Source organism: Collimonas rhizosphaerae (genome assembly GCF_038896935.1).
Lineage (GTDB): Bacteria > Pseudomonadota > Gammaproteobacteria > Burkholderiales > Burkholderiaceae_D > Collimonas > Collimonas rhizosphaerae.
In genome coordinates, this window is sequence record NZ_JBANDC010000002.1 from 333,272 (window position 1) to 359,488 (window position 26,217).

A 26,217-nucleotide genomic window follows, 5' to 3' on the forward strand; every position below is an offset into this window, starting at 1 on the left:
TTTAATATTTTATGGTTCTGATACCGTAGGGTAACGTGTTGATGAAAACGAATCAACCCGTATCCTTGTCACGGCTGCAAGTGTTGCAATATTTGACAATATTTACCGATCACAAGTTCTCCGCCGCTTGCCTGGCGGCCGGGCTCGGGCCAAAAAAATCGGCCACTTCATCGCGCCGCGCCAGCGTATCTTTCTGGCCCATGCGTATCAGTTCACGTGTATATCCCGATTCGAACAACAGATACGAGGCGAGACCGCCGCCGTGTGCATCCTTGGCGCCAAGGCCGCCGAGCAAGGTGCGGATCGGCAACGGCAAGCTGCCGAAATGCTTGGTAGCAATATCGTCGATCTGCTCCGATGGTGAAATGATCAGCATTTCCACAGGTTTCAGCGGCGTGCGCTGGCGTTGCTCGTCCGTCAGGAAGGAAAGCGTGTGATTGATGCGCTCCAGCCGCTCGATATCCACCGCCAGCCCATCCAGGAAAATGCTGGACAAGGCATGGCTGGCGATCTCCGCCAGGCTGGGGTAACGGGCAAACACGGGCGCATCGGTCGGCGCTTCCTTGCGGCGCCCTGCGCCCACCACCAGCACCTTGCTGGCGCCCAGGTGGATCGCCGGAGAAATCGGCGCCAGCTGGCGCATCGAACCGTCGCCGAAATATTCGCGGCGGCCGTCGCAATAAATCGGGATCGCCGGAAAAATGAAAGGAATCGCCGACGACGCCAGCAAATGGCCGACATTGATCTGGTCCCTGACCGCCCGCCGCTGGCTGCGGGTCCAGCCCTGGATTTCGACGGCGCTCTGGTAAAAGGTAATGTGCTGGCCGCCGCTGTATGAGGATGCGGTGATCGCCAGCGCCTCCAGGTGGCCGTTGACCAGCGCCGCATCGAGCCGCTCCAGGTCCAGCAGCCGGTGCAGCAAGGTAATCAGCGGCGTATTGTCGAGCAGGGAATTAGGCGGATGCGCGTGCCATTTGCGCAGCAGCCAGCCGAACGACAGCAGCGACAGCCAGCGCGCCCCCGAACGCAGCACGCCAAGCGAATCGGCGCGGTATACCTGTTCAACCGTGAAGTGTTCCCAGACATCCATCAGCTTTTGCACGCCCAGGCCGAAGTTCTCGACCCGGCAAGCCAGCGCCGTGGCGTTGATGGCGCCGGCGGACGTGCCGCAAATGATATCGAAGGGATTCTGTTCCGGCGCCCAGCCCTGCTCGCGCAAGATGGACGCCACCGCATCCATCACGCCAACCTGGTAAGCCGCGCGGGCGCCGCCGCCGGTCAGGATAAGGCCCGTTTTTTGTTTTGTCTCCATGGATATGAAGAGTAACAGGGAGAAGAAATTTGTGTAGGGCCCGGCTAGAACTCATTTCTTAAATATTCATGAGATGCGTTCTAAATAAAAGGGAGCGGCAAGCCGTGCCCGCCGCTCCCCTGGCCTCGCCAAATGGTTTAACGGACGCTGACTTCGACCCGCCGCGCCTGCGCGTTATCGCCGCTGCCGGTAGTCACTTGCGGTTTTTCCAGCACGATGGCGTCTTCAGCCACGCCCGCGATCAGCAGGATCGCTTTCACGCTCTTGGCGCGCTCCTTGGAAATTTCCTCGTTCTTGGCTGGGTCGCCGGTGGTGTCGTGAAAGCCGCTGACCACGACTTTGGAGCCGGCCTTGGCTTTCGCCGCATCCACCACGGCCGCCAGTTTTTCAGCGGTATCTGCCGGGGCTTCCGCCTTGCCGGATTCAAAGTAGATAACAGTCGCCGGCGAAGAAGCCGGGACCGCTGCTGTAGCCGCGGCAGCGCCGTTGTCGACGATGACCGCCGTCGCCGGGGCGGTTACCGGCACAGGCACCAGCACCACCGGCGCGCCTGCCGCCGCCTGCTGCATGCCCGAAGCCGGCAGCAGCGGCACCAGCAGCAAGGCCACGATATTGATGATCTTGATCAGGGGATTGACCGCCGGGCCCGCCGTATCTTTGTAAGGATCGCCGACCGTATCGCCGGTCACCGCCGCCTTGTGCGCTTCCGAGCCCTTGCCGCCATGGTTGCCATCCTCGATGTATTTCTTGGCATTGTCCCAGGCGCCGCCTCCGGTGGTCATCGAAATCGCCACGAACAGGCCGGTGACGATGGTCCCCATCAGCAGGCCGCCCAAGGCTGCCGGTCCCAGTATCAGGCCGACCAGGATCGGCACCACCACCGGCAGCAGTGACGGGATGATCATTTCCTTGATGGCCGATGATGTCAGCATGTCGACCGCCTTGTCGTACTCCGGCTTGCCGCTGCCGTCCATGATGCCCTTGATGTCGCGGAACTGGCGCCGCACTTCGATCACTACCGCGCCGGCTGCGCGCCCCACCGCTTCCATCGCCATCGCCCCGAACAGGTAGGGAATCAGGCCGCCGATGAACAGGCCGACAATCACCAGCGGATTCGACAAGTCGAACACCGTGCTTTTCCCCACCGAGTCGAGCGCATGGGTGTAATCGGCGAACAGCACCAGCGCCGCCAGGCCGGCCGAGCCGATGGCGTAACCCTTGGTGACCGCCTTGGTGGTGTTGCCGACTGCGTCCAGCGGATCGGTAATCGCCCGCACCGAATCCGGCAAACCCGACATCTCGGCGATGCCGCCGGCGTTGTCGGTAATCGGGCCATAGGCGTCCAGCGCGACTATGATGCCGGCCATCGACAACATGGCGGTAGCGGCAATCGCAATGCCGTACAGGCCGCCCAGCCAGTATGAAGCCAGGATGGCGACGCACACCGCCAGCACCGGATACGCAGTCGATTTCATCGAGACTCCAAGACCGGCGATGATGTTGGTGCCGTGGCCGGTAGTGGAAGCTTGCGCGATGTGCCGCACCGGCTTGAAATCGGTGCCGGTGTAATACTCGGTGATGTACACCATCAGGCCGGTCAGCACGATGCCGATCAGGGCCGAGCCCATCATCGGCACCCGCATCGGTTCCGGCAAGATCAGCCAGGTCACCACGACAAAGCCGATCAGGCTCAGGATCGCCGCCCACCACAGGCCGGTATACAAGGCCGACATGATTTTCTTGCCAGGCTTGGCCTTGACCATGGAACAGCCGATGATGGAAGCCAGGATAGACACCCCGCCCAAGGCCAGCGGATACAGCACGGCTTGCAGTTCGGCGCCGTGGATCAGCAAGGAACCCAGCAGCATGGTGGCGATCAGCGTCACCACGTAGGTTTCGAACAGGTCGGCCGCCATGCCGGCGCAGTCGCCGACATTGTCGCCGACGTTATCGGCGATCACCGCGGGATTGCGCGGATCGTCCTCCGGGATGCCGGCTTCCACCTTGCCTACCAGGTCGGCGCCGACATCGGCCCCTTTGGTAAAGATGCCGCCGCCGAGACGCGCGAAAATCGAAATCAGGGAAGCGCCGAACGCCAGTCCGATCAAAGGCCGGATGATGTCATGCAGGGAAAGTCCGGAAGGTCCGGCGAACGCCAGCAGCCACAAGAAGAACAAGGTCACGCCCAGCAGCCCCAGCCCGACCACCAGCATGCCGGTGATGGCGCCGCCGCGGAAAGCAACATCCAGCGCCGGCCCCATGCCCTTGGTGGCGGCCTGCGCGGTGCGCACATTGGCGCGCACCGAAACATTCATGCCGATGAAGCCGCAGGCTCCCGACAGCACCGCGCCGATCAGGAAACCGGCCGCGGTCACAAGGCCAAGCCCAGGCAGTATCGCGATAATGATGAACAGCACCACGCCGACGATGGCGATGGTGCGGTACTGGCGCGCCAGGTAGGCCGCAGCTCCTTGCTGGATCGCCGCGGCAATTTCCTGCATGCGCGCATTTCCGGGATCCTGTTTCAGGATCCAGCTGCGCGAGACCAGCCCATAGACAACGGCAATGATGCCGCAAGCGACGGCAAACCATAGACTTGATGCCATGTTCACTCCTCCAGTTTTTTTGTACGGCTTCACGACAAAGTAAGACAACTACACCATTTCACCTGCAACCATGTATCCCAAATAGGTGGACTGCCGGTCAATACTGCGTAATGCATTTCTTTTCGCTGCCCTTTTGTTCTTGGAGAGTTAGGCGGGCTGGTTTTCTATTGTGCTGTCGGTTGGTCCTGACGAATGATCCCTGGTGAATTCTAAATTATTTTGTTGATCAAAAGAAAAAGCGGACCGAAGTCCGCTTTTGTTTATGCTTCCAACGCCGCAAACGCGCTGTCGCGTATTTGTTCAACCGGACCGACGCCGGCGATCTTGCGGTACTTGGGAGCGCCCGGCAGTCCGGCCTTGGCCCAGTCGCCGTAATAGTTGACCAGCACCTCGGTCTGTTCGTGATACACCGACAGGCGCTTCTTGACGGTTTCTTCCTTGTCGTCGTCGCGCTGGATCAGGTCCTCGCCGGTGACGTCGTCCTTGCCTTCGACCTTGGGCGGATTGAACTTGGCATGGTAGGTGCGGCCGGACGACAAATGCACGCGGCGGCCGCTCATGCGTTCGATGATGGCGCTGTCTGGAACGTCGATTTCCAGCACGTAGTCGATCTTCACGCCGGCATCCTTCATGGCGTCAGCCTGCGGAATGGTGCGCGGGAAACCGTCGAACAGGTAGCCGTTGGCGCAATCGGGCTGCTTCAGCCGGTCCTTGACCAGGCCGATGATGATGTCGTCGGAAACCAGGCCGCCTGCATCCATCACCTTCTTCGCTTCGACGCCGAGCGGAGTGCCGGCCTTGACTGCTGCGCGCAACATGTCGCCCGTGGAAATCTGCGGAATGTTGAATTTCTCTTTAATGAAAGTCGCTTGCGTGCCTTTACCGGCACCAGGCGCTCCTAAAAGGATGAGGCGCATGTTAAAGTCCTAAGGTGAGTTTGTGAATTGATTGTGGCGACGGCGCGCCCAATGGTTGCTGGGTTTGTTGCGACGTCTCCGATATGCTTTTATTTGTACCACGCTATCTTTGCATGAAACTTACCATACAATTTTACCAAACAGCCAGTCCGCGGCACTATTTCTGTTGGTTCAACGATAATTTCCCGCCCGCTGCGTGATGCCTTTGCGCTCTTTTTGCACGCTATCAAGCGTCGAAAAAACGTCTTACCCGCTCCAGGTCTTCCGGCGTATCCACACCCACCGCAGGCGCCGCCGGCGCAATATGCACCGCAATCGGATAGCCGTGCCACAGCACCCGCAACTGCTCCAGCGCCTCGATCTGTTCCAGCGGCGACACCGCCAGGGTCGGATAGGTTTGCAAAAAACCATTGCTGTATGCGTACAGGCCGATATGGCGCAGCGGCAGGTAGCCTGCCGGCAAATCCTGGCGCGACTGCGCAAAGCCGTCGCGGTGCCAGGGAATCGTCGCCCGTGAAAAATACAGCGCGCGTCCAGCCTGGTTCAATACCACCTTGACTACATTCGGATTGAAGGCATCCGCCACCGAGTCGATCGCGTGCGCCGCGGTCGCCATCGGCACCTCGCCGGTGATCTGCGCCGCAGTGGCGGCGATCAGCTCCGGCTCGATCATCGGTTCGTCGCCCTGCACGTTCACCACCACGGCGTCAGCCGCCAGTCCCAGCGCCGCTGCCACTTCGGCAATGCGGTCGGTGCCTGACGGATGGTCGGCGCGCGTCAGGCGCGCGGCGATGCCATGCCGGGCGCAGACCGCCAGGATTTCGGCATGGTCGGTCGCCACGATGACCTGCGCCGCGCCGGACAGCGCGGCGCGCTCGGCGGTGCGCACGATCATCGGCTTGCCGCCGATGTCGGCCAGCGGCTTGTTAGGCAGCCTGGTCGACGCCAGCCGCGCCGGAATGATGACGGTGAAAGGCTTGCTCGAACTCACGATAAACGCCACCTATGCCGCAGGAGCTACAGCCGGCGCAGCCGGGCTGTTCAGGTCGCGCGCCTGGTCGGCCCACATGATGGGGATGCCGTCGCGCACCGGAAAAGCCAGCTTGTCGGCGTTGCAAATCAGTTCCTGGGCTTTTTTATCGTAATGCAGCGGACCTTTGCAGATCGGGCAAACCAGGATGTCAAGCAGTCGAATGTCCACGGAGTTTCTCCAGAATTTGGTGCGACAGCGCAGCATCGATCTGCGCCGTCACGGGAACGACCCAGATGCGCGGATCGTTCCTGATGGTTTCTATTTGCCGACATTTTACTGCATCCTTTTCAGTTATCAGGATGATCTCGGCCTGGAGCGCGGCAAACGGGTTGCCGGAAAAGTCATGATGGTCGGGCAAGGCGAGCGCCTCGAACTTCAGTCCGGCCGCGCTCAGCAGCGAAAAAAACCGCTGCGGATTGCCGATGCCGGCGGCGGCGGCAAGCCGCAAGGCCGGATCCTGCAGGCTGGCCAGCGGCCTGGTCCGGCTCGGATCGCCAAGCTGCTCGGCCTGCTCGCCCACCAGTTGCATGCGGATGGCGGAAGCCGGCATGGAGGCCGGGATGGTTGCCGCATTCACCACGGTAAAGTCGCGGCGGCGGCTTGCCGGTTCGCGCAGCGGCCCGGCCGGCAGCAGCCAGCCGTTGCCGGCGCCGCGCGCATCGAACAGCACGATTTCGATGTCGCGCTGCAAGCGATAGTGCTGCAGACCGTCGTCCGACAGGATCAGGTTGACTTCAGGATGCGCCTGCAGCAGCGCTTCGGCGGCCGCTACCCGGTTGCGGCCAACCACCACCGGGCATTGCGCGCGAGCGGCTATCAGCAAAGGCTCGTCGCCCACTTCGGCAGCCAGCGACGCCGAGGTCACGTGCCGTACTGCGGCCTGGCCGTCGCCGGACCGCGCGGCGTAACCGCGCGAAATCACGCCCGGCACATAACCGGCCTGGCGCAGCGCTTGCACCAGCCAGATCGTCAACGGCGTCTTGCCGGTGCCGCCGACAAAGATGTTGCCGACCACGATCACCGGCACCGGCAAACGCGTGCTGGCTTGCCAGCCGGCGGCGTACCAACGGCGCCGCAGCGCCGCCGCCAGGCCGAACAACAGCGACAGCGGCCACAGCAGGCATGCCAGCAAACCGCGCCGCTGCCAGGCGGCGCTCAGGACCGATTCCAGCGAAGGCTTATTTGTGCCCACTAGTCTGGGCGGCAAACGTGATCTTGTCGAAACCGGCCAGGCGCGCCGCTTCCAGCACATTGATCACGGTCTGGTGGGTCGCCATGGCGTCGGCGTTGATGATCACCACCGGGTCGCCCTTGGACTTGCCGTCGGCCTGCACCGCGTTCTTCAGGTCGAGCGCCAGCGATGCCGCATCCTTCGACGAGACCTGGACATTGTTGACCGCGTACTGCCCTTGCGGATTGACGGCGACGTTGATTTCCTGCGGCTGCACCATCGCCTTGTCGGCGTCGGCCGTCGGCAAGGTAATCTGCAGCGCGGTGAATTTGCTGTAGCTGGTGGTGACCATCAGGAAAATGACGATCACCAGCAAGACATCGATAAACGGAATCAGGTTGATTTCAGGGTCGTCGCGGCCCTTGCCTTTGCGGAAGTTCATTTGCGTGCGCCATGAACGGTATCGACAAATTTCACAGCCTGCTGCTCCATGTCAACGATGAAACTGTCCACCAGGGCCCGGAAATGGCGATAGAAAATCAGCGCCGGCATGGCGATCGCCAGGCCGAAACCGGTGTTGTACAAAGCCACCGAAATGCCGTGGCCCAATTGCGCTGGATCGGCGCCGGCGCCATTGGTTGCGCCAAAAATCTCGATCATGCCGACCACGGTGCCGAACAGGCCCATCAGCGGCGCCAGCGAGGCAATCGTGCCGAGCGTGGTGAGGAATCGTTCCAGTTCATGCGCGGTAGCCTGGCCGGCTTCCTCGATCGATTCTTTCATCAGGTCGCGCGGCGCATCGACGTTGCGCAGGCCGGCAGCCAGCACCCGGCCTAGCGGCGAGTTGGTTTCCAGGTTGGTCAGTACTTCGGTATTGATCTTGCCGTTGTGATAAACCCGTATCACTTCCTGCAGCAGCTGCGGCGGCAGGATGCGCGGCCGGCGCAGGTAAACCAGACGTTCGATAATCAATGCGGTGGCAATGATGGAGGCAATCAGCAACAGCCAGATCGGCCAGCCCGCAGCTTGAATAATGGCAAACAAAAGAAACTCCTTGGTGAAATCGCATTCAATATCGGCAAATGCGGATGAGGGGGTTCATCAGCATGGATGCAGAATGTAACTTGTTGAAGGCTTGTGAGCAAGGGCGAGTAGCGTTGCGGAGCGGAAATTTTTTCACTTAATTTCAGAGTGGCCGGGCAACGCTCCGAGTTCCACACATATTATGTGAACAAGACTGTGGACAAGTCCAAAACCGTGCATTGAAGTCCATGATTTCAAAGGACTTTTTTGTGCTGCATCAAAAACGTGCAGATTTCACCCGTCCACTCTGGCAAAACGGCCAGCCTCCGCCAGAAAATGTTGCACGGCCGGCAGCGTGTCCGCCTGCCGGCACACCAGCGTTAACGGCGCGCTGAATCCGCCGCCGCTTTCCAGCACACGGCAATACGCCACCTGGTCGGTATGGAAACCGTTCATGGATGCCGGCACGACGGAAATGCCGACACCGGCGGCTACCAGGCAGATATTGGTCAGCATGCGGTCGACTTCGACGGCGATGCTGGGCGAGAATCCGGCGCGTACGCAGGCATCGATGAAACCGGAATACATGCCTGTAGCGCCCGGATTGCGGACCAGGATGAACTGCTCGTCGCGCAACGACTTCAGGGGAATCACCGGCATGCCTTTTTTCGGCCGCTTTTGCAAAAGTGCATGTCCGACAGGCAGCACCAGCAGCATTTCCTCGTCAAGCAGGCGGTGGAACGCCAGTCCGGGAGGACGGCTGACCGGCATGCGCAGGAACCCGAGATCGAGTTTTCCCGAAGCGACCGCGCTCGTCAGTTCGGCCGCATTGCCTTCGCTGAATTTGACGGCGACGCCAGGTTTTGCCGCGCGGTGCGCCCGCAGGATTTCTGGAATCAGGGGATGCGCTGCAGCCGAACTGGTGAACCCTACCGAAATGATGCCTTCGATCCCGTTTGCCGCACGCGCCGCGCGCTGCGTGCCTTGGGCGACATTTGCCAGGATCGATTTCGCCTCGTGCAAAAACACCTCGCCGCCGATGCTCAGGTCGACGCCTTTCGGATGCCGGTGGAACAGCGCAAATCCCAGTTCGTTCTCCAGCATGCGGATCTGCTGGCTGAGCGGAGGTTGCTGCATGCTCAGCCGTTTCGCCGCACGCGTGAAATTCCTCTCCTCGGCAACAACCACAAAATAACGCAAGTGCCTCAATTCCATGCTGCCCTCAATGTAGTACATCGATACATATAAAGTATGGAGATGCCGTTTTTATTATATTTTACATTGGCCTACTGCCCTCTTATGATCAGTGGCGTAACCACATCGGCAATTTCAACGGGACTTTTGACATGGACAACATCAAACGGCGGACCTTGTTAGGAATGGGCGCCATGGGAGCATCGGCGCTGGTCGCTCCACGCTATCTTTACGCGGCATCCTCATCCGCGGAACAGCAGGAGATTCCGCTCTGGTCCAGGCCGCCCGGAGGAAACGGTCCCGAAGGGCCGGAACAGACCAATGCCAAAGGATCGGTCACCAACGTCTCGCGCCCGCGCCTGGTGGTCTATCGTCCCGAGCGGCCTGACGGCAGCGCGGCACTGGTGATTGCCGGCGGCGGTTATGGGCATATCGAGCGAGGCAGCGAAAGCATCCCGGCAGCCCAATGGCTGCAATCGATTGGCGTCACCGTATTCGAACTGGTCTATCGCTTGCCCGGCGAAGGCTGGTCAAACATCGCACCGTTCCAGGATGGCCAGCGAGCCATGCGGCTGATCAAGGCGCTGGCGCCAAAGTACGGACTGGCGGCCAATCGCATCGGTATCCTCGGTTTTTCCGCCGGCGGACATCTGGCGGGAACCACAGCGGCAGAAACGGATGCCCGGCGTTACGCGGCCATCGACGCCGCGGATCAATTTTCCGCCCGCCCCGATTTCGCCGGCTTGATCTATCCCGTGCTTACTTTCATGCCGCCCTACGACAACACGCGCTCGCGCCGTGAAATCGTCGGCAAGCATCCGGACCTTGCCGCCAGCGAAGAATTTTCGGTGGAACGGCATGTCGGCAGCGGCATGCCGCCAACCTTCCTGGCGCAAGCCGCGGACGATCCGATTGCGCCGATCCAGAACAGCCTGCTGATGTTCAACGCGCTCAAGGCCGCGCAGATCCCGGCGGAAATGCATGTGTTCCAGGATGGCGGACATGGCTGGGGACTGGGGAAACCAGGCAGCCAGCCGCATGCCTGGCCGCGCCTGTTCGAGTCCTGGCTGGCGCACAACGGCTGGATAAAAGCAGCCTGAAACAGCGCCCGGCGCTTGCCATCCGAAGTTCCACACATATTATGTGAACAAGATTGTGGACAAGTACTTAGTTCGAAACTTAAGCCGATGATTTGAAAGGATTTTTTCGTGCTGCACGAAAAACGTGCAGGATCTTCGGGCGCCACCTCGGCAAAGTTCTCCACAGATTTTGGGGATGACTTTGCGCGCAGGTGCACTGGATTCAAAAGATGTCCTTGATTGGAAACCTCTTTTTGCTACCTCATCCGCAGCAAATCCTCACGGACCCTCGCAATAGGCGTAGCCCAGTCGCCAGCGACGGGTTGCTGGAACAGCCTCAGGACACCGGGATACCATGGCGAGTCGTCACGTTCCTCCAGCCATCGCCAACAGCCGTCGAACCGCGATAGAACCCAGACCGGCTTGTTCAGCGCGCCAGCCAGATGGGCGATCGCGGTATCCACGGTAATCACCAGATCGAGATTCTGGATGATGGCTGCCGTGTCGCCGAAATCCTGGACCGCGCCCATGAGATCCAAGGGGCGCAAATCCGGCGGCAGCTCTTCTAGCTGCGCGCGGGCGGCTTCATCTTTTTGCAAACTGACAAAGGCGATGCCAGGCAGCTGCAGCAACGGCAGGAAGTGTCCGATATGCATCGAGCGACGCTGATCAACGGCATTCGCGTTGAAATTGCCAACACGCGGATTGCCCGACCAGACCAGGCCCACTTTCAGCTTGCGCGAGGGTAATCGAGGCAGCCAGGCCGCTACGCGTTCGGCGGCGGCGCGCAGGTACGGCAACCGATCGGGGATTGTATCCAAGGTGGTGCTCAGATGCAGCGGCAGGCTCATGACAAATGACCAATAGTCGTGCGCAGGCAGAGATTCGGTCTCGGTCACCACGGCATCTATGCCGTCGACGGTTTCCAGCAAAGATTTGATAGCTGGCGTGCAGACCAAAGTGAGACGAGACGCACCGCACTGCTTGAGCATCGATGCATATCGGGCAAACTGGATCTGATCGCCGAACCCTTGCTCCGGATAGAGCAGCAGGGATTTATTGGAAAGGGATTCCCCTCGCCATTGCGGATACGGGAGATCCGGCAAAACAAATTCCTGTTTTTCCCGCTCCGGGCTGTAGCGCAGCTCATAGTACGGCCAGGCTTCGGCATAGCGCCCAAGCGCCAGCAGTAAAAGACCCAAGCCAAAGAGAGCCTCTGCATAGTCGGGTTTCAGCTCTAATGCACGACGATAAGCGCTTTCCGCTTCAGGAAACCGCCGCGCTTCATAGAACAGCTTACCCAGATTGCCATGCGCCTTGGCAAAATCCTGATCCAGCTCCAACACGCGGCAGTAAGCCGCTTCCGCTTCGACAGGTCGCCTGGTCATGTAAAACAGGTTGCCCAGATTGTAGTGAGCCTCTGGAAAATCTGGATTAAGCTTGAGTGCACGGAGCAAGGCACTTTCTGCTTCGGCAAACCTTCTGGTTCCATTGAAAAGATTGCCCAGATTGTTGTGGGCTTTTGCGAAATCCGGGTTCAGTTCCAGTGCGCGACAAAAGGCGTTTTCAGCTTCGGCGAGCCGGTCGGTATCGTGGAGAAGATTACCCAGATTAAAGTATGCCTCTGCATAACCGGAATTCAATTCCAGCGCGCGGCGTAAAGCCGCTTCTGCTTCTGCAAGCCGCCCGGTTTCACAAAGCAGGCTGCCCAGATTACCCAAGAAAACGGCATCTTCGCGATAGGCGAGCGCCTTGCGAATCAGCGCTTCCGCTTCGACCGGGTCGCCTCTTTGCACTGCGATCACTCCCAGCAGGTGGATGGCATCTGCGTGGGACATGTCAACCGACAAAATTCGCCGATAGCCTGCTTCAGCCTCAATGAACCGGCCTGCCCGATGCAAGGCAACAGCCGATGCCAGCAAATCGGCGGCAAGTTCCTGCGGCACAGCCGGCATGCCATCGTTCATCATCGAAGTCGGGAGTTCTTGTTCATCGGACATAAGGAGGAGCAGCGTTGTCTTCTGGATGCAGCTAAGGGTCGGTGTTTTAAGCCGCGGATTGTACCTTACCGGAAAAGCAGGAACAGCTTCTTGTCCAATGCTCAGCGGGCTCAGCTTGCCCGACAGCGATGCAAAAAAATAAAAACCAGCATGCGGTTTGCAGCAAGATATAGTACCGTTCACTATCAGCGAAACACAGAAAATTCCGCAAAAAAAAAACGCAAAAATACGCTGGCAAGCGAAGCAAGTTAGGCGATTCGGATCAGCCGGCTGCATGATAGACAGAATTTTTACTCCCCCCCTCCCCGACCGATAGAACTAGCCACCAAGTTCCACACATATTATGTGAACAAGATTGTGGACAAGTACTTAGTTCGAAACTTAAGCCGATGATTTGAAAGGATTTTTTCGTGCTGCATGAAAAACGTGCAGGATCTTCGGGCGCCATCTCGGCAAAGTTCTCCACAGATTTTGGGGATAACTTTGTGCACAAGCCCACTCGATTCACGCGAAGTCCTTGATTGGAAACGCCTTTTCACTATTGTTGGTGATAGGTGCAAATGCAGCTTAAACAGCCGTTTACAGATAGCGGCGACGATTTTCCTGCATCTTTCCCGGTGGTTTTGCCACAGCCGCGGCGACGGATATCCACAAGCCGCGGCTGATCCACAGTTACCCACAGAATTTGTGGATAAGCTTGTGCGCAAGCACACTGCAATCTGGACAAGCCCTTGATTTGTTTCGCTTTTCCATTGATGTTCAGCGACCGTGCTTTACAATGGCAACGCTCCAGCCAATCAAGAACCCCGGAAAGCCCGTATGAATTTCTCCAGCGACACCGACAACCGTTCCAGCGGACCGCCAATACTGACGGTTTCTGCCTTGAATCAAGCCGTGGCGCGTTTGCTGGAACGCAGCTTTCCGCTGGCCTGGGTCGCGGGCGAAATATCGAATTTCAAAAGTTACGCTTCCGGCCATTGGTACTTCACGCTGAAAGACGATGCGGCGCAAGTGCGCGGCGTGATGTTCAAGGGCCGTGCCCAGCACGCCGGCTTCACCCCGCGCGACGGCGACAAGGTGGAAGTGCGGGCGCTGGTGACGCTGTATGCGGCGCGCGGCGACTACCAGCTCAACGTCGAAGCGATCCGGCGCGCCGGCGTCGGCAACCTGTATGAAGCATTCTTGCGCCTGAAAGAAAAACTGAATGCGGAAGGCTTGTTCGATCCGGCCCGTAAACGGCCGCTGCCGCAATTCGCCCGCACCATCGGCATCGTCACCAGCCTGCAGGCTGCAGCGCTGCGCGACATCCTGAGCGCGCTCGCGCGCCGTGCGCCGCATGTGCGCGTGATCCTTTATCCGACGCCGGTGCAAGGCGACGGCGCAGCGGAGAAAATCGCGCGCGCCATCAATACCGCCGCCGCACGCGCCGAGTGCGAACTGCTGCTGGTGTGCCGCGGCGGCGGCAGCATCGAAGACTTGTGGTCGTTCAATGATGAAGCGGTGGCGCGCGCCATCGTCGCCGCGCCCATGCCGGTGATTTCCGGCGTCGGCCACGAAACCGATTTCACCATCGCCGATTTTGCCGCCGACCTGCGCGCCGCCACCCCGACTGCCGCCGCCGAACTGGCGACGGTGGCGCGCGCCGACTGGCTGGCGACATTGGAAACCCATGCCGACGACCTGACGCGCGCCTTGCGCCGGCGGCTGGCCGAAACCAGCCAGACCCTGGACTGGCTGAGCCGGCGCCTGAGCAGTCCGGCCACCACCATCGCCCACGAACGCGTCAAGCTGCAAAGCCTGCAAGCCAGGCTGCTGCACGCCACCCGCATCCCGCTGACGCAATCGCGCCATGCACTGTTGAATCTGCACACCCGCTTGGCTGCGCACATACCCAGCACGGTTGCATCCCGCACTGCGCTGCTGGAGCAGAGCCGTCGCCTCAACGGCGCGATGGCTGCGCAAAACCGCGATCGCCGCCAGGCATTGGCAGCGCTCAGCGCCCAGCTGGAATTGCTGAATCCGCAGCGCACTCTGGAGCGCGGCTACGCCATCGTCTCCGACGCCAAAGGCCAGGTAATCCGGACGCCGCGGGCGCTGCAGCCGCGCCACGTGATTACCGTGCAGCTGGCTGAAGGCAGCGCCCAGGTCGGCATAGACAGCGTGCAGGCGACGCTTGATTGAGGGCATGTTTCTTTGCGACGCAAGTCACATGGCGGATTGAATAAAAGCGCGAGCATGCTGCATGGAATAGCTAAGCGCTTTACAATAGCCCTCTCCGGGAAACTGTTCACGAGATAGATGTATAGGCAACAGCTTCCTTGTAATCCCAATAAAACTATAGAAAGGACGCACCATGGCACACACACTCCCGCCTCTCCCGTACGATCTGGACGCACTGGCTCCGCACATCTCCAAGGAAACCCTGGAATTCCACTATGGTAAGCATCACCAGACCTATGTGACCAACCTGAACAACCTGGTTCCAGGCACAGAATTCGAAAACGCGACTCTGGAAGAGATCGTCAAGAAATCCTCCGGCGGCATTTTCAACAATGCAGCGCAAATCTGGAATCACACTTTTTACTGGGACAGCCTGTCGCCAAAAGGTGGCGGCGCACCAACCGGCGCACTGGCAGATGCGATCAACGCCAAATGGGGTTCGTTCGACAAGTTCAAGGAAGAACTGACCAAGACTGCAGTCGGCACTTTCGGCTCCGGCTGGGCATGGCTGGTGAAGAACGCTGACGGTTCGCTCGGCCTGGTGTCGACTTCCAATGCAGCCACTCCGCTGACTACCGACGCCAAGCCTTTGATCACCGTCGACGTCTGGGAACACGCTTATTACATCGACTACCGCAACGCCCGTCCAAAATACCTGGAAGCATTCTGGGCATTGGCGAATTGGGAATTTGCTTCGAAGAATTTCGCATAAGACAAATTTGTCATGGCCGGTAAGGAATAAAATCTTATCGGCGCCGCAAATGAAAATAGCGCCGGCTTTATTGCCTGCGCTATTTTTTTATGGGCAAGCCAGATTTGCCTAAACCGGTTCAGGCTTGGCGATGGCCCGCCACAGCATCCTGAACAGCGCATTGGCCTGTAATGCCAGCGGCTCTTTTGCGCCGCGCATGGTGTGCATGTGCACCAGCCTTTCCAGGATGCCGATGAAATAATCGAGCAGGATCTTTTCATCCACTTCGTCGGTCAGCACGCCTTGCGCCCTGCCGTCGGCCAGGGTTTTCATCAGCACTTCCATCATTTCCGGCTGGCGGAAAGTACGGTCGCGCCCCCATGCGCTGATCTGCAGCGAACTCATGATCAGCTGGCTGACCTTGGGATTGCGGTCGAAAAAATCCAGCACTACCCAGAACACCTTGCGCAGCTTGTCCTGGCAACTCTCGATGCCTTGCAGGTGATCGAGCATGCGCGACGCCAGGGTGCTCAGCCAGGTCTCGAGGCAGGCAAACAGCAGCGCTTCCTTGCTGCCGTAGTATTTATAGATAGTCTGCAGGGAGACACTGGCGGCGCCGGCGATTTCTCCATAGGCGACGCTGCGGAATTCGCGTTCTGAAAACAGATCCAGCACGGCGTTTTCTATCCTTTGCCTGATCACGGGCTTGAGCAGCGCACGATCCAATACGATTTTCTGTTTTTCAGAGGCCATGGGCTGAGTGATGGTTTTGCCATACGTGTAATTAATATTACTATCGCGCTCCAGGCAGTTTCTGCCCTGGTTTAGAGTAGATTACCAATTGACGCTGGCCATTGCTTTAACTACAGTGGCTGTTCAGCATGGATCGGACATCAAGCGAGACATCGATCGAAGTGTAATTATAATTACGCAAACATACAAGCGCATACAAGCGCATACAAGCAAATATCAGCCGGAGACGCTATGACTGAAGCCTATATTTTCGATTCCGTACGGACCCCGCGCGGCAAGGGCAAGAAAGACGGCAGCCTGCACCAGGTCTCGCCGGTCAACCTGCTGGCCCAGCTGCTGCAGGCGCTGCAGCAACGCAACCGCCTCGACACCTCGCAAGTCGACGATGTAGTGCTCGGCTGCGTGACGCCGGTCGGCGAACAAGGCGCCGACATCGCCCGCACCGCGGTGCTGTATGCCGGCTGGGACCAGTCGGTGCCGGGCGTGACGCAGTCGCGGTTTTGCGCTTCGGGCCTGGAATCGGTCAACCTGGCGGCGATGAAAGTCATGTCCGGCCAGGAGCAGCTGGTGGTGGCCGGCGGCGTTGAAAGCATGTCACGCTGGGCCATGGGTTCGGACGGCGGCGCCTGGTTCATGGATCCGCGGATCAACCAGATCACCGGCTTCGCGCCGCAAGGCATAGGCGCCGACCTGATCGCGACACTGGAAAATTTCTCGCGCGGCGATGTCGACAGCTTTGCCGTGCAGTCGCAGCAGAAAGCCGCGCGCGCCCGCGCCGAAGGGCGCTTCAGCAAGTCGCTGGTCGCAGTCAAGGACCTCAATGGCCTGGTGCTGCTGGATCATGACGAATACATCCGCGCCCAGACCACCATGGAAAACCTGGCAGCACTGAACCCGTCCTTCGAACAGATCGGCCAGATGGGTTTCGATGCGACCGCGCTGCGCAAATACACTACCGTCGAAAAAATCAGCCATGTGCACCATGCCGGCAATTCCTCCGGCATCGTCGACGGCGCTGCGCTGGTGCTGGTCGGCAGCAAGGAGATGGGCCAGAGGCTGGGACTGAAGCCGCGCGCCCGGATTGTCGCCGCCGCCGTCACCGGCTCGGAGCCGACCATCATGCTGACCGGCATCGCTCCTGCCGCCCGCAAGGCGCTGGCCAAGGCCAGGATGTCAGCCAAGGATATCGACCTGTTTGAAATCAATGAAGCGTTTGCCGCGGTCGTGATGCGCGCCATCCGCGACCTCGATATCGACCCGGAGCGGGTCAACGTCAATGGCGGCTCGATCGCCATGGGCCATCCGCTGGGCGCAACCGGCGCCATGATCCTCGGCACCGCGCTCGACGAACTGGAGCGCAGCGGCAAGGCAAGCGCCTTGATCTCGCTCTGCGTCGGCGGCGGCATGGGCATCGCCACCATCATCGAACGTGTCTAACGGACTGGATCCAGATCATGAGTGTAAATTTCCAAAAAGACAGCGACAATATCGTGACCTTGACCCTGGACATGCCAGGACGGTCGATGAATGTATTGAACGAAGCGCTGACGGCGCCGTTCATGGAGGCGATTGCCGCCATCGAAGCCGATCCAGCCATCGCCGGCGTCATCATCACCTCGGGCAAGGCGGATTTCGTCGCCGGCGCCGATATTGAAAAACTGTTCCAGATCACCGACGCGCAAGCAGCCTTCGACCTGGTGCAGGAATTCAAAGGTTTCCTGCGCCGCCTGGAGTTGTGCGGCCGGCCGGTGGTGGCTGCGCTGAACGGCACCGCCCTGGGCGGCGGCCTGGAGCTGGCGCTGGCCTGCCATCACCGCATCGCCATCAACAACCCGAAAGCCAAGTTCGGCCTGCCGGAAGTCAAGCTCGGCCTGCTGCCGGGCGGCGGCGGCACGCAGCGTTTGCCGCGCATGATCGGCATCCAGGGCGCATTGCAGCTCATGCTGGAAGGCAAGGAGCTGCGCGCCGAAGAGGCGCTGCAGCAAGGCATCGTCCAGGAACTGGCGAGCGACAGGGAACAGCTGCTGGCAAAAGCCAAGGCCTGGTGCCTGGCCAATCCCAAGGCGAAGCAGCCGTGGGACGACAAGAAATTCCGCTGGCCCGGCGGCGACTCGCGCAGCCCGGCCAACGGCCAGCTGTGGGCCATCGCACCGTCCATGGCAAGCGCCAAGACGCACGGCAATTATCCGGCGGCGACCAATATCATGAGCTGCGTATTCGAAGGCGGCATCGTCGATTTCGATACCGGCTGCGAAATCGAATCGCGCTACTTCGTCAATTGCGCATTGTCGCCGGTGGCCAAGAACATGATCGGCACCTTGTGGTTCCAGCTGAACGCCATCAACAAGGGCAAGTCGCGCCCGGAAGGCTTTGCACCGTCCAAAGTCAGCAAGGTCGGCATCCTCGGCGCCGGCATGATGGGCGCCGGCATCGCCTATGCCTCGGCCAAGGCCGGCATAGACGTGGTGTTGCTGGACAACAGCCTGGAAACCGCGGCACACGGCAAGGATTATTCCAGCAAGCTGCTCGACAAGGCGATCAAGCGCAAGCAGCAAACCGCGGAAGGCAAGGAAGCCCTGCTCAAACGGATCACGCCTACCGTGGATTTCAATGACCTGGCCAACTGCGACCTGATTATCGAAGCGGTGTTTGAAGATCGCCAGGTGAAGGCCGAGGTGACTCGCAAGACCGAGGCGCTGATCAGTAAAGACGCCGTGTTTGCGTCGAACACCTCTACCCTGCCGATTACCGGCCTGGCGCAGGCCAGCGTGCGGCCGGAAAATTTCATCGGCCTGCATTTTTTCTCGCCGGTAGACAAGATGCCGCTGGTAGAAATCATCGTCGGCCAGCAAACCAGCCAGCAAACGCTGGCGCGCGGCTTCGACTACGTGCAGCAGATCAGGAAAACCCCGATCGTGGTCCACGATTCACGCGGCTTCTATACCTCGCGCGTATTCGGCACCTACGTGATGGAAGGCTTGCAGCTGCTGATGGAAGGCCAGCATCCGCGCGCCATCGAGATGGCCGGCTTGCAGGCCGGCATGCCGGTAGGACCGCTGGCCGTGCATGACGAAGTCAGCTTGTCCTTGTCCCTGCATATCCTGGAACAGACGCGCAAGGATTTTGCCGAAGCCGGCAAACCGTTCGCCGGCCATCCGGCCGATGCCGGGCTGGAAAAAATGGTGACCCAGCTGGACCGCAAGGGGAAGAAAGCCGGCAAGGGATTTTATGATTATCCCGAAAACCAGAACAAGCACCTGTGGCCCGGCTTGCAGCAAGCGTTTCCGCTCGCCGCCACGCAGCTGCCGCAAAAGGACCTGATCGAGCGCATGATGTTTGTGCAAGCCAACGAGGCGGCAAAATGCTACGAGGAACAGGTAGTGCTGACCGTTGCCGACGCCAACATCGGCAGCATTTTCGGCTGGGGTTTCGCGCCGTTCCAGGGCGGCGCCCTGCAATACATCAATGCCTACGGCGTCGCCGATTTTGTCCAGCGGGCAAACCAGCTGTCAGCCCGGTTCGGCAGTTATTTCGCACCGGCGGCAATCCTCGTGACAATGGCGGAACAGGGCAAGCGCTTCGAGTGATACAGGGATACGCTGAGGCTCTTCCTCGGCGACGACGAAGAGCTGCAGGCAACTCAGCCGATCTTGCTGGCGTCAAACAGGGAAGGAATGCGCTGGGCCAGCATCATGTCGCCCTTGAGTTTCAGCTTGCCGCTCATGAACGCCATGGCGCCGTTCAGCTCGCCTTTCAGCATGGCCTTCAAGTCTTCATCGGCCATGGTCAGCGCCACATCGGGGGAGTCGACCACGCCTTCGTGCGCGGCGCAGGTTCCATGATCGATCAGCAGGTACATCGGCTTCGAAATGTCGAACTGGATGCTGCTTTTCATGTCCGCCGCCGCTACGGTGTTCAGGCAGGACGGCATGAGCTTGATGATATCGTTGACTGTCATTGCATTTCCTCTGGTTGTTTAAAAATCTGTTGCCGGCAGTAATGCAAGCGGATGCAGGCAAGCGGCCTGTCATTCCCATCCGACTGCATCCCGCACCTGCAGTTCCTTCTCCATCAACGCGGCGTAGCGTTTTTCCACTTCGCCGCGCTTGACTTTCATGGTCGGCGACCGGATTTTTTGCAGGTCCATGGCCTCTCCTCGCACATCGATCTGGATAACCGTTTACCGATATTTTTGCTGAACAGCCTTGCTTCAAATCGCGCCGCTTGCGTGCAACGCGGCCAGCGCTGCCGCATCAAATCCCAGGCCCGCCAGCACATCGGCAGTATCCGCTCCCAGCGCCGGACAATCGCCAGCCGTGCCGGCAGCATCGCTGAACCTGATCGGCAGGTCCGATACAGGCTTGCCGTCTTCCATGCGGACCAGGCCGCGCGCCTTGACCTGCGGGTTGTCCAATGCTTCCTGTGGCGTGTAGATGCCAGATACGCAGCAGTCGCGGCCGGCCAGCAGTTGTTCCCACTCATCGCGCGAGCGGGTCTTGAACAATGCGCTTAAAGCCGCTCTCAAGGCTGCGCCATCCGCTCCCGGCGCGAGCGGCAAGGCCGCGAGGTCGGGCCGATCCACCGCCTTGCAGAAATTGAGGAAGAATTTAGGCTCCAGTGCCGCCAGCGCCACATGTTTGCCGTCGGCGCAAGCGTAGATGCTGTAGTTGGCCAGGCCGCCGCTCAAGATATCGCCGCCGCGCTCCGCGCTGCCGCCCAGCGTGCGGATAGTGGCCAGCGATAGCGCCTGCAGCGCCAGCGTGCCGTCCAGCATGCCGACATCGACCATGGTGCCCTGGCCCGAGGCGCGCGCGCCGATCACCGCCGCCAGTATCCCGAGGGCGCAGGTCAGCGCACCGCCGGCGAGGTCGGCGCCCTGGAAATTCGACAGCACCGGCGGGCCGCCGGCAGCGCCAGTCTGGTCCAGCAAGCCGGCATAGGCGCAGTAATTCATGTCGTGCCCGGCACGGTCTTTGTAGGGGCCGGTCTGCCCGTAACCGGTGAGCGCGGCGTAGACCAGCCGCGGATTGATCAGCTTCAGGTCGTGGTAGCCGCAGCCCAGCTTGTCCATCACGCCGGGCCGGAACGATTCGATCAGGACATCGGCCTGCGCCGCCATGACCTTGAGCACGGCGACCGCTTGCGGCTGCCGCAAATCCAGGGTGACCGATTTCTTGCCGCGGTTGAGCAGGGTAAACAGTTCAGGCGACAGCATGCGCGCGTAATCGCCGCCTTGCGGCTCTTCCAGCTTGACCACCTCGGCTCCCAGCTGCGCCAGGTAAAAGCTGCAGAAGGGGCCAGGCAGCAAACGGGTCAGGTCGAGCACCCGGATGCCGGACAGAAGCGGATTAGCCATTACGCTTCATGGCTTGCCCTGGCCGAAAGGCGAACCGACGTCCTGCACGATGGATGTCAACGATTCGCCTATGCTGGCAGGATAAGTCGCGTCGTCGAAATCGACGATCTCTTGCCAATGCCGGGCCACCTGCTCGGGACCGAAAGCCTGCCCGTGGAAATGATGGCCTTGCGTGCGCTGCCAGCGCAGCTTGGCGTGGAAACCGGCGCCGACTTCGAACAGGCTGCCGTTTTCCCTGCAGCTCTCGTGGCACAGGTATGCCGCCAGCGGCGCCACGAACTCCGGCTTGAGCGCCGCCATCATCTGCGGCGGCATCACCGTTTCCGAGATGCGCGAGCCGGCCAGCGGCGCGATGGTATTGACCAGCACGTTCTTGGCGGCGCCTTCGATCGCCAGCGTATTCGCCATGCCGACCAGGCCCATCTTCGCCATGCTGTAGTTGGCCTGGCCGAAATTGCCGTAGATGCCGGCAGCGGAGGTGGTCATGACGATGCGGCCGTAACCCTTGTTGCGCATGTGCGGCCAAGCCGCATGGGTGACACGGAACGCCCCCAGCACGTGCACCCGGTAGATCAGGTCCCAGTCGTCCTCTGTCATCTTGGCGAAACTGCTGTCGCGCAAGATGCCGGCATTGTTGATCACGATATCGACGCCACCGAAATGATCGAGCGCGGCCTGCACGATCTGGCTGCCGTCTTCCACCGAATCGTAGTTGGCGACCGCGCTGCCGCCGGCAGCTTTGATCTCCGCCACCACCTGGTCGGCGGCAGCGCTGGACTTGCCGCCGCCATGGACATCGCCGCCCAGGTCATTTACCACCACATGGGCGCCGCGCGCACCAAGCAGCAAGGCATGCACCCGGCCCAGGCCGTTGCCGGCGCCGGTGACGATCGCCACCCGGCCGTCGTAGCGCAATGCATTTTGCATTTCATTTTCCATAGTTTCTGTCTTTATTCAAAATAGAAAAACCCGCACTCATATTGACCGAGAAATGATCTCTTTCATGATTTCGTTGGTGCCGCCGTAAATCCGCTGGGCGCGCGCATCGATATAGGCGCGCGCAATCGGGTACTCCTGCATGAAACCGTAACCGCCATGCAGTTGCAGGCATTGGTCCAGCACCTTGCCTTGCAGGTCGGAACACCAGTACTTGGCGGCAGCGGCGGCATCCACCCACAGCTCGCCTTCGACTTCCAGCTCGACGCAGCGGTCGACAAACACGCGCGCAATCTGCAGTTCGGTTTTCATCTCCGCCAGCTTGAAGCGCGTATTCTGGAATGACGATACGGTACGGCCGAAAGCCTGCCTGTCGCGCGTGTATTCGATGGTTGCGGCGAGCATCGCTTCCGCATTGGCCACCGAGGTAATCGCAATCAGCAGCCGTTCCCAGGCCAGCTCTTGCATCAGCATGGTGAAGCCGGCGCCGACCTGGCCGATGATGTTGCTCTTCGGGACCCGTACGTTGTCAAAGAACAGCTCGCAGGTATCCTGCGCTTTCATGCCGATCTTCTTCAACGGCTTGCCTTTGCTGAAACCGGGACGCCCGGCTTCTATCACCAGCAACGATACATTCTTCGCTCCGCGGCTCTTGTCGCCCACCTTCACCGCCACCACCACCATGTCGCTGTTATAGCCGTTGGTGATGAATATCTTGGCGCCGTTGACGATGTAGTCGTCGCCATCTTCGATGGCCGTGGTCTGGATCGCCTGCAGGTCCGAACCGGTGCCCGGTTCGGTCATCGCGATCGCCGTGATCGCGGTGCCGGCGGCCATCTTCGGCAGCCAGGCTTGCTTCAGTTCTTCGCTGCCGTAACGCAGCAGGTAAGGCGCGACGATGTCGGAATGCAGCGGCCAGCCTATGCCCGACGCGTTGCTGCTTGCCAGCTCTTCCAGCACGATGGTGCTGAACTTGCGGTCGACGCCGGAGCCGCCATAGTTTTCCGGCATGTTGGTGCACAGGAAGCCGAGCTCGCCGGCGCGCTGCCAGATATCGCGGTCGACAAACCCTTGTTCCTCCCAGCCGGCATGGCGCGGCAAGACTTCAGCCTGCAGGAAGCGCCGCAGGCTCTGGCGAAACTCTTCATGGTCGGAATTGAACAACAGGCGCGGGATCATGCGTTGCTCCGGCAAACGGCAAGCGCAATCAAGCCGGCGGTACGGCAGGCAAATACGTGAGGCATGGCGTCTCCAGATATTTTTACCGTGTAATTTAATTTACACTTTCATCGATCACAATTCAAAAACAACCCTGATTGATGGTATTTGAGAATACGCCGGTTTGCAATATGAATGCTAGAGACAGACCTCTGACTTTTTGGTAATTATTATTACACCATATGCGATTCCAGAAGCTGCGCTTATCCGGCAACTGCGAGCCGCAAACCAAGCCCGTCAACCGGGCCGCATTCCGGCTTTCATCGCGCACAAGGAAAACAAACATTGCGCGGCTGACAAACTCACCTATAGAATCCGGCTTTACAGCGAGGCTGCTGCTGTCATGCAGTCGTCATATGATTTCGCTACCATAAAAAATTTTACGGAGGCCCTGATGAAATTGAAAGCACTGGCTATTGCTTGCACACTAGCGACCATGAGCATTGCGGCGCACGCCGCCACCGAGATATCGTGGTGGCACTCGATGGCCGGCGCTCTCGGCGACCGCGTCAACGGGCTGGCCGACGAATTCAACAAGAGCCAGTCGGAATACAAGGTCACCCCGGTTTACAAGGGCGCCTACGACGAAGCCATGGCAGCGGCAACCGCCGCCTATCGCGCCGGCAACGCCCCCGACATCCTGCAGGTGTTTGAAGTCGGCACCGCCACCATGATGTATTCCAAGGGCGCCATCAAGCCGGTGTCGGAAGTCATGAAGCTGGCCGGCGAACCGTTCGATCCTTCCGCCTATGTACCGGCCATCGGCGGCTATTACGCCGCACCAAAAGGCGGCGGCCTGCTGTCGCTGCCGTTCAACAGCTCGACCACCGTGATGTTCTACAACAAGGACATGTTCGCCAAGGCCGGACTGGATCCGAACAAGCCGCCGGTGACCTGGCAGGAACTCGCGGTCGACGCCGCCAAGCTGAAAGCCAGCGGCGCCAAATGCGCCTACACCACTACCTGGCAATCGTGGGTCGAACTGGAATCGTTCTCGACTTGGCACAACGTTGAATTCGCCTCCAGGAACAATGGTTTCGACGGCCTCGACACGCGCCTGAAATTCAACAGCCCGCTGCACGTCAAGCACATCGAAAACCTGGCCAACTGGGCCAAGCAAGGCTACTTTACCTACGCCGGCCGCAAGGATGAAGCGACTTCGAAATTCTATGCCGGCGAATGCGGCATCCTGACCGGTTCTTCGTCCAGCTATGCGGACATTGCGAAAAATTCCAAGTTCAAGTTCGGCATCGCTACCCTGCCGTATTACAACGACGTGCCCGGCGCACCGCAAAACACCATGATAGGCGGCGCTTCGCTGTGGGTCATGGGCGGCAAGAAAACCGAAGACTATAAAGGCGTCGCCAAGTTCTTCAAGTTCCTGTCGAAACCGGAAGTGCAAGCCAAATGGCACCAGGAAACCGGCTACCTGCCGACCACCACGGCGGCTTACGAAATCACCAGGAAATCCGGTTTCTATGAGCGCAATCCCGGCACCGATGTCCCGGTCAAGCAGATGATCACCAAGACCACCGACAAGTCGCGCGGCATCCGCCTCGGCAACATGCCGCAGATCCGCACCATCATCGACGAAGAACTGGAAAACGTCTGGACCGGCAAGATCACGCCGAAACAGGCGCTGGATACCGCGGTGGAACGCGGTAACCTGCTGCTGGAACGTTTTGAAAAAACCAACAAGTAAAACCAGCGGATACCTGGTTTCCCCCGCAGTGTTGACCTGCACTGCGGGAATTGCTCCTGTCATGCCCTGAAATCCCGCGTCAACGCGGATGCCCGGTAAGAAAGCCTCATCTTGGAAAAACGCGCACGCTTCAAGTCTGCCTGGCTGCCCTATGCGCTGGTCGCGCCGCAGATCATCGTTACCCTATTGTTTTTCGTCTGGCCGGCGGTGCAAGCCCTGTACCAGTCGATGCTGCTGCAGGACGCCTTCGGCGGCTATTCCGAATTCGTCTGGTTCGACAATTTCCGCACCCTGTTCGCTGACAGCAATTACCTTGCCTCGTTCAAGACCACCGCGGTCTTTTCGATCCTGGTCGCGGTGCTCGGCCTGTCACTGTCGCTGATGCTGGCCGCGTTTGCCGACCGCGTGATAAAAGGCGCGGCCATCTACAAGACCTTCCTGATCTGGCCTTATGCGGTGTCGCCGGTGGTGGTCGGCGTGTTGTGGATGTTCATGCTGAGCCCTACGCTCGGGATCGTGTCGAACTGGCTGCATCACGTCGGCATCGACTGGAACCACGTGCTCAACGGCCGCCACGCGATGATACTGATCGTCATCGCCGCCGTCTGGAAACAGGTCAGCTACAACTTCCTGTTCTTCCTGGCCGGCCTGCAGGCCATACCGAAATCGCTGGTCGAAGCCGCCGCGATCGACGGCGCCGGCCCGGTCAAACGTTTCGCCACCATCATTTTCCCGCTGCTGTCGCCCACCACCTTCTTCCTGCTGGTGGTGAACATCGTCTACGCCTTCTTCGACACCTTCGCGATCATCGAAGCCACCACCCAGGGTGGCCCCGGCAAGGATACCGAGATCCTGGTCTACAAGGTCTTCATCGACGGCTTCAAGGGCGGCGACCTGGGCAGCGCCGCGGCGCAGTCGGTGATCCTGATGACCATCGTCATCGTGCTCACCGTGGCGCAGTTCAAGTATGTTGAAAAGAAAGTCCAGTACGCATGAAAAACCTCAT

The 26,217-nt window shown here is 59.8% G+C and carries 22 protein-coding genes; 7 read left to right on the forward strand and 15 right to left on the reverse strand.

What is annotated here, in order from left to right; genetic code table 11:
• Positions 1 to 109: 109 nt before the first annotated feature.
• The 9 genes from V8G57_RS03985 to V8G57_RS04025 all read right to left on the reverse strand — a co-directional run bounded on the left by V8G57_RS03985 (position 110) and on the right by V8G57_RS04025 (position 9,277).
• Entirely contained in the window at positions 110 to 1,312 is a 1,203-nt protein-coding gene (locus V8G57_RS03985) for a patatin-like phospholipase family protein (RefSeq protein WP_342828270.1), read from the reverse strand.
• A 137-nt stretch (positions 1,313 to 1,449) separates the two neighbouring features.
• Positions 1,450 to 3,918, reverse strand: a complete 2,469-nt coding sequence (locus V8G57_RS03990; protein WP_342828271.1) for a sodium-translocating pyrophosphatase — start codon at positions 3,916 to 3,918, stop codon at positions 1,450 to 1,452.
• A gap of 260 nt (positions 3,919 to 4,178) precedes the next feature.
• Positions 4,179 to 4,835 carry an adenylate kinase gene (gene adk, locus V8G57_RS03995; protein WP_144738753.1) on the reverse strand — a complete coding sequence of 219 codons (657 nt, stop codon included), beginning with the start codon at positions 4,833 to 4,835 and terminating at the stop codon, positions 4,179 to 4,181.
• 226 nt (positions 4,836 to 5,061) lie between these two features.
• Entirely contained in the window at positions 5,062 to 5,826 is a 765-nt protein-coding gene (kdsB, locus tag V8G57_RS04000) for a 3-deoxy-manno-octulosonate cytidylyltransferase (RefSeq protein ID WP_342828272.1), read from the reverse strand.
• Between the two features lie 12 nt (positions 5,827 to 5,838).
• On the reverse strand, positions 5,839 to 6,036 hold the full coding sequence (locus V8G57_RS04005) for a Trm112 family protein (protein WP_342828273.1): 198 nt from the start codon (positions 6,034 to 6,036) through the stop codon (positions 5,839 to 5,841).
• Positions 6,017 to 7,060: a tetraacyldisaccharide 4'-kinase gene (lpxK, locus tag V8G57_RS04010; protein WP_342828274.1), complete on the reverse strand. Its 1,044-nt coding sequence runs from the start codon at positions 7,058 to 7,060 to the stop codon at positions 6,017 to 6,019. Before lpxK ends, V8G57_RS04005 begins: the two co-directional genes overlap by 20 nt.
• Positions 7,047 to 7,481: a biopolymer transporter ExbD gene (locus V8G57_RS04015; RefSeq protein ID WP_144738749.1), complete on the reverse strand. Its 435-nt coding sequence runs from the start codon at positions 7,479 to 7,481 to the stop codon at positions 7,047 to 7,049. The genes lpxK and V8G57_RS04015 overlap by 14 nt, the downstream gene beginning before the upstream one ends.
• Entirely contained in the window at positions 7,478 to 8,083 is a 606-nt protein-coding gene (locus tag V8G57_RS04020; protein ID WP_092396260.1) for a MotA/TolQ/ExbB proton channel family protein, read from the reverse strand. Before V8G57_RS04020 ends, V8G57_RS04015 begins: the two co-directional genes overlap by 4 nt.
• A 273-nt stretch (positions 8,084 to 8,356) precedes the next feature.
• Positions 8,357 to 9,277 carry a LysR family transcriptional regulator gene (locus V8G57_RS04025; protein ID WP_342828275.1) on the reverse strand — a complete coding sequence of 307 codons (921 nt, stop codon included), beginning with the start codon at positions 9,275 to 9,277 and terminating at the stop codon, positions 8,357 to 8,359.
• A gap of 131 nt (positions 9,278 to 9,408) precedes the next feature.
• Between V8G57_RS04025 and V8G57_RS04030 the strand changes: the two genes are divergently transcribed.
• Positions 9,409 to 10,356 carry an alpha/beta hydrolase gene (locus tag V8G57_RS04030; RefSeq protein ID WP_342828276.1) on the forward strand — a complete coding sequence of 316 codons (948 nt, stop codon included), beginning with the start codon at positions 9,409 to 9,411 and terminating at the stop codon, positions 10,354 to 10,356.
• A gap of 236 nt (positions 10,357 to 10,592) precedes the next feature.
• Here the strand turns inward: V8G57_RS04030 and V8G57_RS04035 are convergent, their stop codons facing one another.
• Positions 10,593 to 12,611 carry a tetratricopeptide repeat protein gene (locus V8G57_RS04035; protein WP_342828277.1) on the reverse strand — a complete coding sequence of 673 codons (2,019 nt, stop codon included), beginning with the start codon at positions 12,609 to 12,611 and terminating at the stop codon, positions 10,593 to 10,595.
• 543 nt (positions 12,612 to 13,154) lie between these two features.
• Between V8G57_RS04035 and xseA the strand changes: the two genes are divergently transcribed.
• Together xseA and sodB are read left to right on the forward strand one after the other, a co-directional pair.
• Positions 13,155 to 14,516 (forward strand): exodeoxyribonuclease VII large subunit, encoded by a 1,362-nt coding sequence (gene xseA, locus V8G57_RS04040; protein ID WP_342828278.1) that lies wholly within the window; start codon positions 13,155 to 13,157, stop codon positions 14,514 to 14,516.
• 172 nt (positions 14,517 to 14,688) lie between these two features.
• The gene (sodB, locus tag V8G57_RS04045; RefSeq protein WP_092396252.1) at positions 14,689 to 15,267 is read left to right on the forward strand and encodes a superoxide dismutase [Fe]; all 579 of its coding nucleotides are present in this window, start codon (positions 14,689 to 14,691) and stop codon (positions 15,265 to 15,267) included.
• A 108-nt stretch (positions 15,268 to 15,375) separates the two neighbouring features.
• On the opposite strand, the gene V8G57_RS04050 is transcribed toward sodB, so the two are convergent.
• On the reverse strand, positions 15,376 to 15,999 hold the full coding sequence (locus V8G57_RS04050; protein WP_342828279.1) for a TetR/AcrR family transcriptional regulator: 624 nt from the start codon (positions 15,997 to 15,999) through the stop codon (positions 15,376 to 15,378).
• Between the two features lie 231 nt (positions 16,000 to 16,230).
• Here V8G57_RS04050 and V8G57_RS04055 point away from each other — a divergent pair, with 231 nt between their 5' ends.
• Both V8G57_RS04055 and V8G57_RS04060 read left to right on the forward strand, forming a co-directional pair.
• On the forward strand, positions 16,231 to 17,436 hold the full coding sequence (locus V8G57_RS04055; RefSeq protein WP_342828280.1) for an acetyl-CoA C-acetyltransferase: 1,206 nt from the start codon (positions 16,231 to 16,233) through the stop codon (positions 17,434 to 17,436).
• Positions 17,437 to 17,453: 17 nt separating this feature from the next.
• Positions 17,454 to 19,586, forward strand: a complete 2,133-nt coding sequence (locus V8G57_RS04060) for a 3-hydroxyacyl-CoA dehydrogenase NAD-binding domain-containing protein (protein WP_342828281.1) — start codon at positions 17,454 to 17,456, stop codon at positions 19,584 to 19,586.
• A 53-nt stretch (positions 19,587 to 19,639) separates the two neighbouring features.
• Here the strand turns inward: V8G57_RS04060 and V8G57_RS04065 are convergent, their stop codons facing one another.
• The 4 genes from V8G57_RS04065 to V8G57_RS04080 all read right to left on the reverse strand — a co-directional run bounded on the left by V8G57_RS04065 (position 19,640) and on the right by V8G57_RS04080 (position 23,470).
• Positions 19,640 to 19,957, reverse strand: coding sequence for an SCP2 sterol-binding domain-containing protein (locus V8G57_RS04065; protein WP_092396246.1), 318 nt, complete (start codon positions 19,955 to 19,957; stop codon positions 19,640 to 19,642).
• A gap of 252 nt (positions 19,958 to 20,209) precedes the next feature.
• A complete protein-coding gene (locus V8G57_RS04070; RefSeq protein ID WP_342828282.1) occupies positions 20,210 to 21,355 on the reverse strand; it encodes a CaiB/BaiF CoA transferase family protein in 1,146 nt (381 codons plus the stop codon).
• 6 nt (positions 21,356 to 21,361) lie between these two features.
• A complete protein-coding gene (locus V8G57_RS04075) occupies positions 21,362 to 22,282 on the reverse strand; it encodes an SDR family oxidoreductase (RefSeq protein ID WP_342828283.1) in 921 nt (306 codons plus the stop codon).
• Between the two features lie 48 nt (positions 22,283 to 22,330).
• Positions 22,331 to 23,470: an acyl-CoA dehydrogenase family protein gene (locus V8G57_RS04080; RefSeq protein ID WP_342828284.1), complete on the reverse strand. Its 1,140-nt coding sequence runs from the start codon at positions 23,468 to 23,470 to the stop codon at positions 22,331 to 22,333.
• A 433-nt stretch (positions 23,471 to 23,903) separates the two neighbouring features.
• Between V8G57_RS04080 and ugpB the strand changes: the two genes are divergently transcribed.
• The gene (gene ugpB, locus V8G57_RS04085) at positions 23,904 to 25,211 is read left to right on the forward strand and encodes a sn-glycerol-3-phosphate ABC transporter substrate-binding protein UgpB (RefSeq protein ID WP_092396512.1); all 1,308 of its coding nucleotides are present in this window, start codon (positions 23,904 to 23,906) and stop codon (positions 25,209 to 25,211) included.
• Positions 25,212 to 25,322: 111 nt separating this feature from the next.
• Positions 25,323 to 26,207 carry a sn-glycerol-3-phosphate ABC transporter permease UgpA gene (ugpA, locus tag V8G57_RS04090; protein WP_092396240.1) on the forward strand — a complete coding sequence of 295 codons (885 nt, stop codon included), beginning with the start codon at positions 25,323 to 25,325 and terminating at the stop codon, positions 26,205 to 26,207.
• Positions 26,208 to 26,217 lie beyond the last annotated feature (10 nt).

What these genes read in the sequence shown, in the direction of transcription:
- V8G57_RS04055 (WP_342828280.1), top strand. Translation starts at nt 16,231, where the DNA reads ATGACTGAAGCCTATATTTTCGATTCCGTACGGACCCCGCGCGGCAAG.
- V8G57_RS04075 (WP_342828283.1), bottom strand. Translation starts at nt 22,282, where the DNA reads ATGCAAAATGCATTGCGCTACGACGGCCGGGTGGCGATCGTCACCGGC.
- sodB (WP_092396252.1), top strand. Translation starts at nt 14,689, where the DNA reads ATGGCACACACACTCCCGCCTCTCCCGTACGATCTGGACGCACTGGCT.
- V8G57_RS03985 (WP_342828270.1), bottom strand. Translation starts at nt 1,312, where the DNA reads ATGGAGACAAAACAAAAAACGGGCCTTATCCTGACCGGCGGCGGCGCC.
- V8G57_RS04065 (WP_092396246.1), bottom strand. Translation starts at nt 19,957, where the DNA reads ATGACAGTCAACGATATCATCAAGCTCATGCCGTCCTGCCTGAACACC.
- V8G57_RS04070 (WP_342828282.1), bottom strand. Translation starts at nt 21,355, where the DNA reads ATGGCTAATCCGCTTCTGTCCGGCATCCGGGTGCTCGACCTGACCCGT.
- xseA (WP_342828278.1), top strand. Translation starts at nt 13,155, where the DNA reads ATGAATTTCTCCAGCGACACCGACAACCGTTCCAGCGGACCGCCAATA.
- V8G57_RS04050 (WP_342828279.1), bottom strand. Translation starts at nt 15,999, where the DNA reads ATGGCCTCTGAAAAACAGAAAATCGTATTGGATCGTGCGCTGCTCAAG.
- adk (WP_144738753.1), bottom strand. Translation starts at nt 4,835, where the DNA reads ATGCGCCTCATCCTTTTAGGAGCGCCTGGTGCCGGTAAAGGCACGCAA.
- V8G57_RS04080 (WP_342828284.1), bottom strand. Translation starts at nt 23,470, where the DNA reads ATGATCCCGCGCCTGTTGTTCAATTCCGACCATGAAGAGTTTCGCCAG.
- V8G57_RS04035 (WP_342828277.1), bottom strand. Translation starts at nt 12,611, where the DNA reads ATGCAGCCGGCTGATCCGAATCGCCTAACTTGCTTCGCTTGCCAGCGT.
- V8G57_RS04030 (WP_342828276.1), top strand. Translation starts at nt 9,409, where the DNA reads ATGGACAACATCAAACGGCGGACCTTGTTAGGAATGGGCGCCATGGGA.
- V8G57_RS04060 (WP_342828281.1), top strand. Translation starts at nt 17,454, where the DNA reads ATGAGTGTAAATTTCCAAAAAGACAGCGACAATATCGTGACCTTGACC.
- V8G57_RS04025 (WP_342828275.1), bottom strand. Translation starts at nt 9,277, where the DNA reads ATGGAATTGAGGCACTTGCGTTATTTTGTGGTTGTTGCCGAGGAGAGG.
- ugpB (WP_092396512.1), top strand. Translation starts at nt 23,904, where the DNA reads ATGAAATTGAAAGCACTGGCTATTGCTTGCACACTAGCGACCATGAGC.
- V8G57_RS03990 (WP_342828271.1), bottom strand. Translation starts at nt 3,918, where the DNA reads ATGGCATCAAGTCTATGGTTTGCCGTCGCTTGCGGCATCATTGCCGTT.
- V8G57_RS04015 (WP_144738749.1), bottom strand. Translation starts at nt 7,481, where the DNA reads ATGAACTTCCGCAAAGGCAAGGGCCGCGACGACCCTGAAATCAACCTG.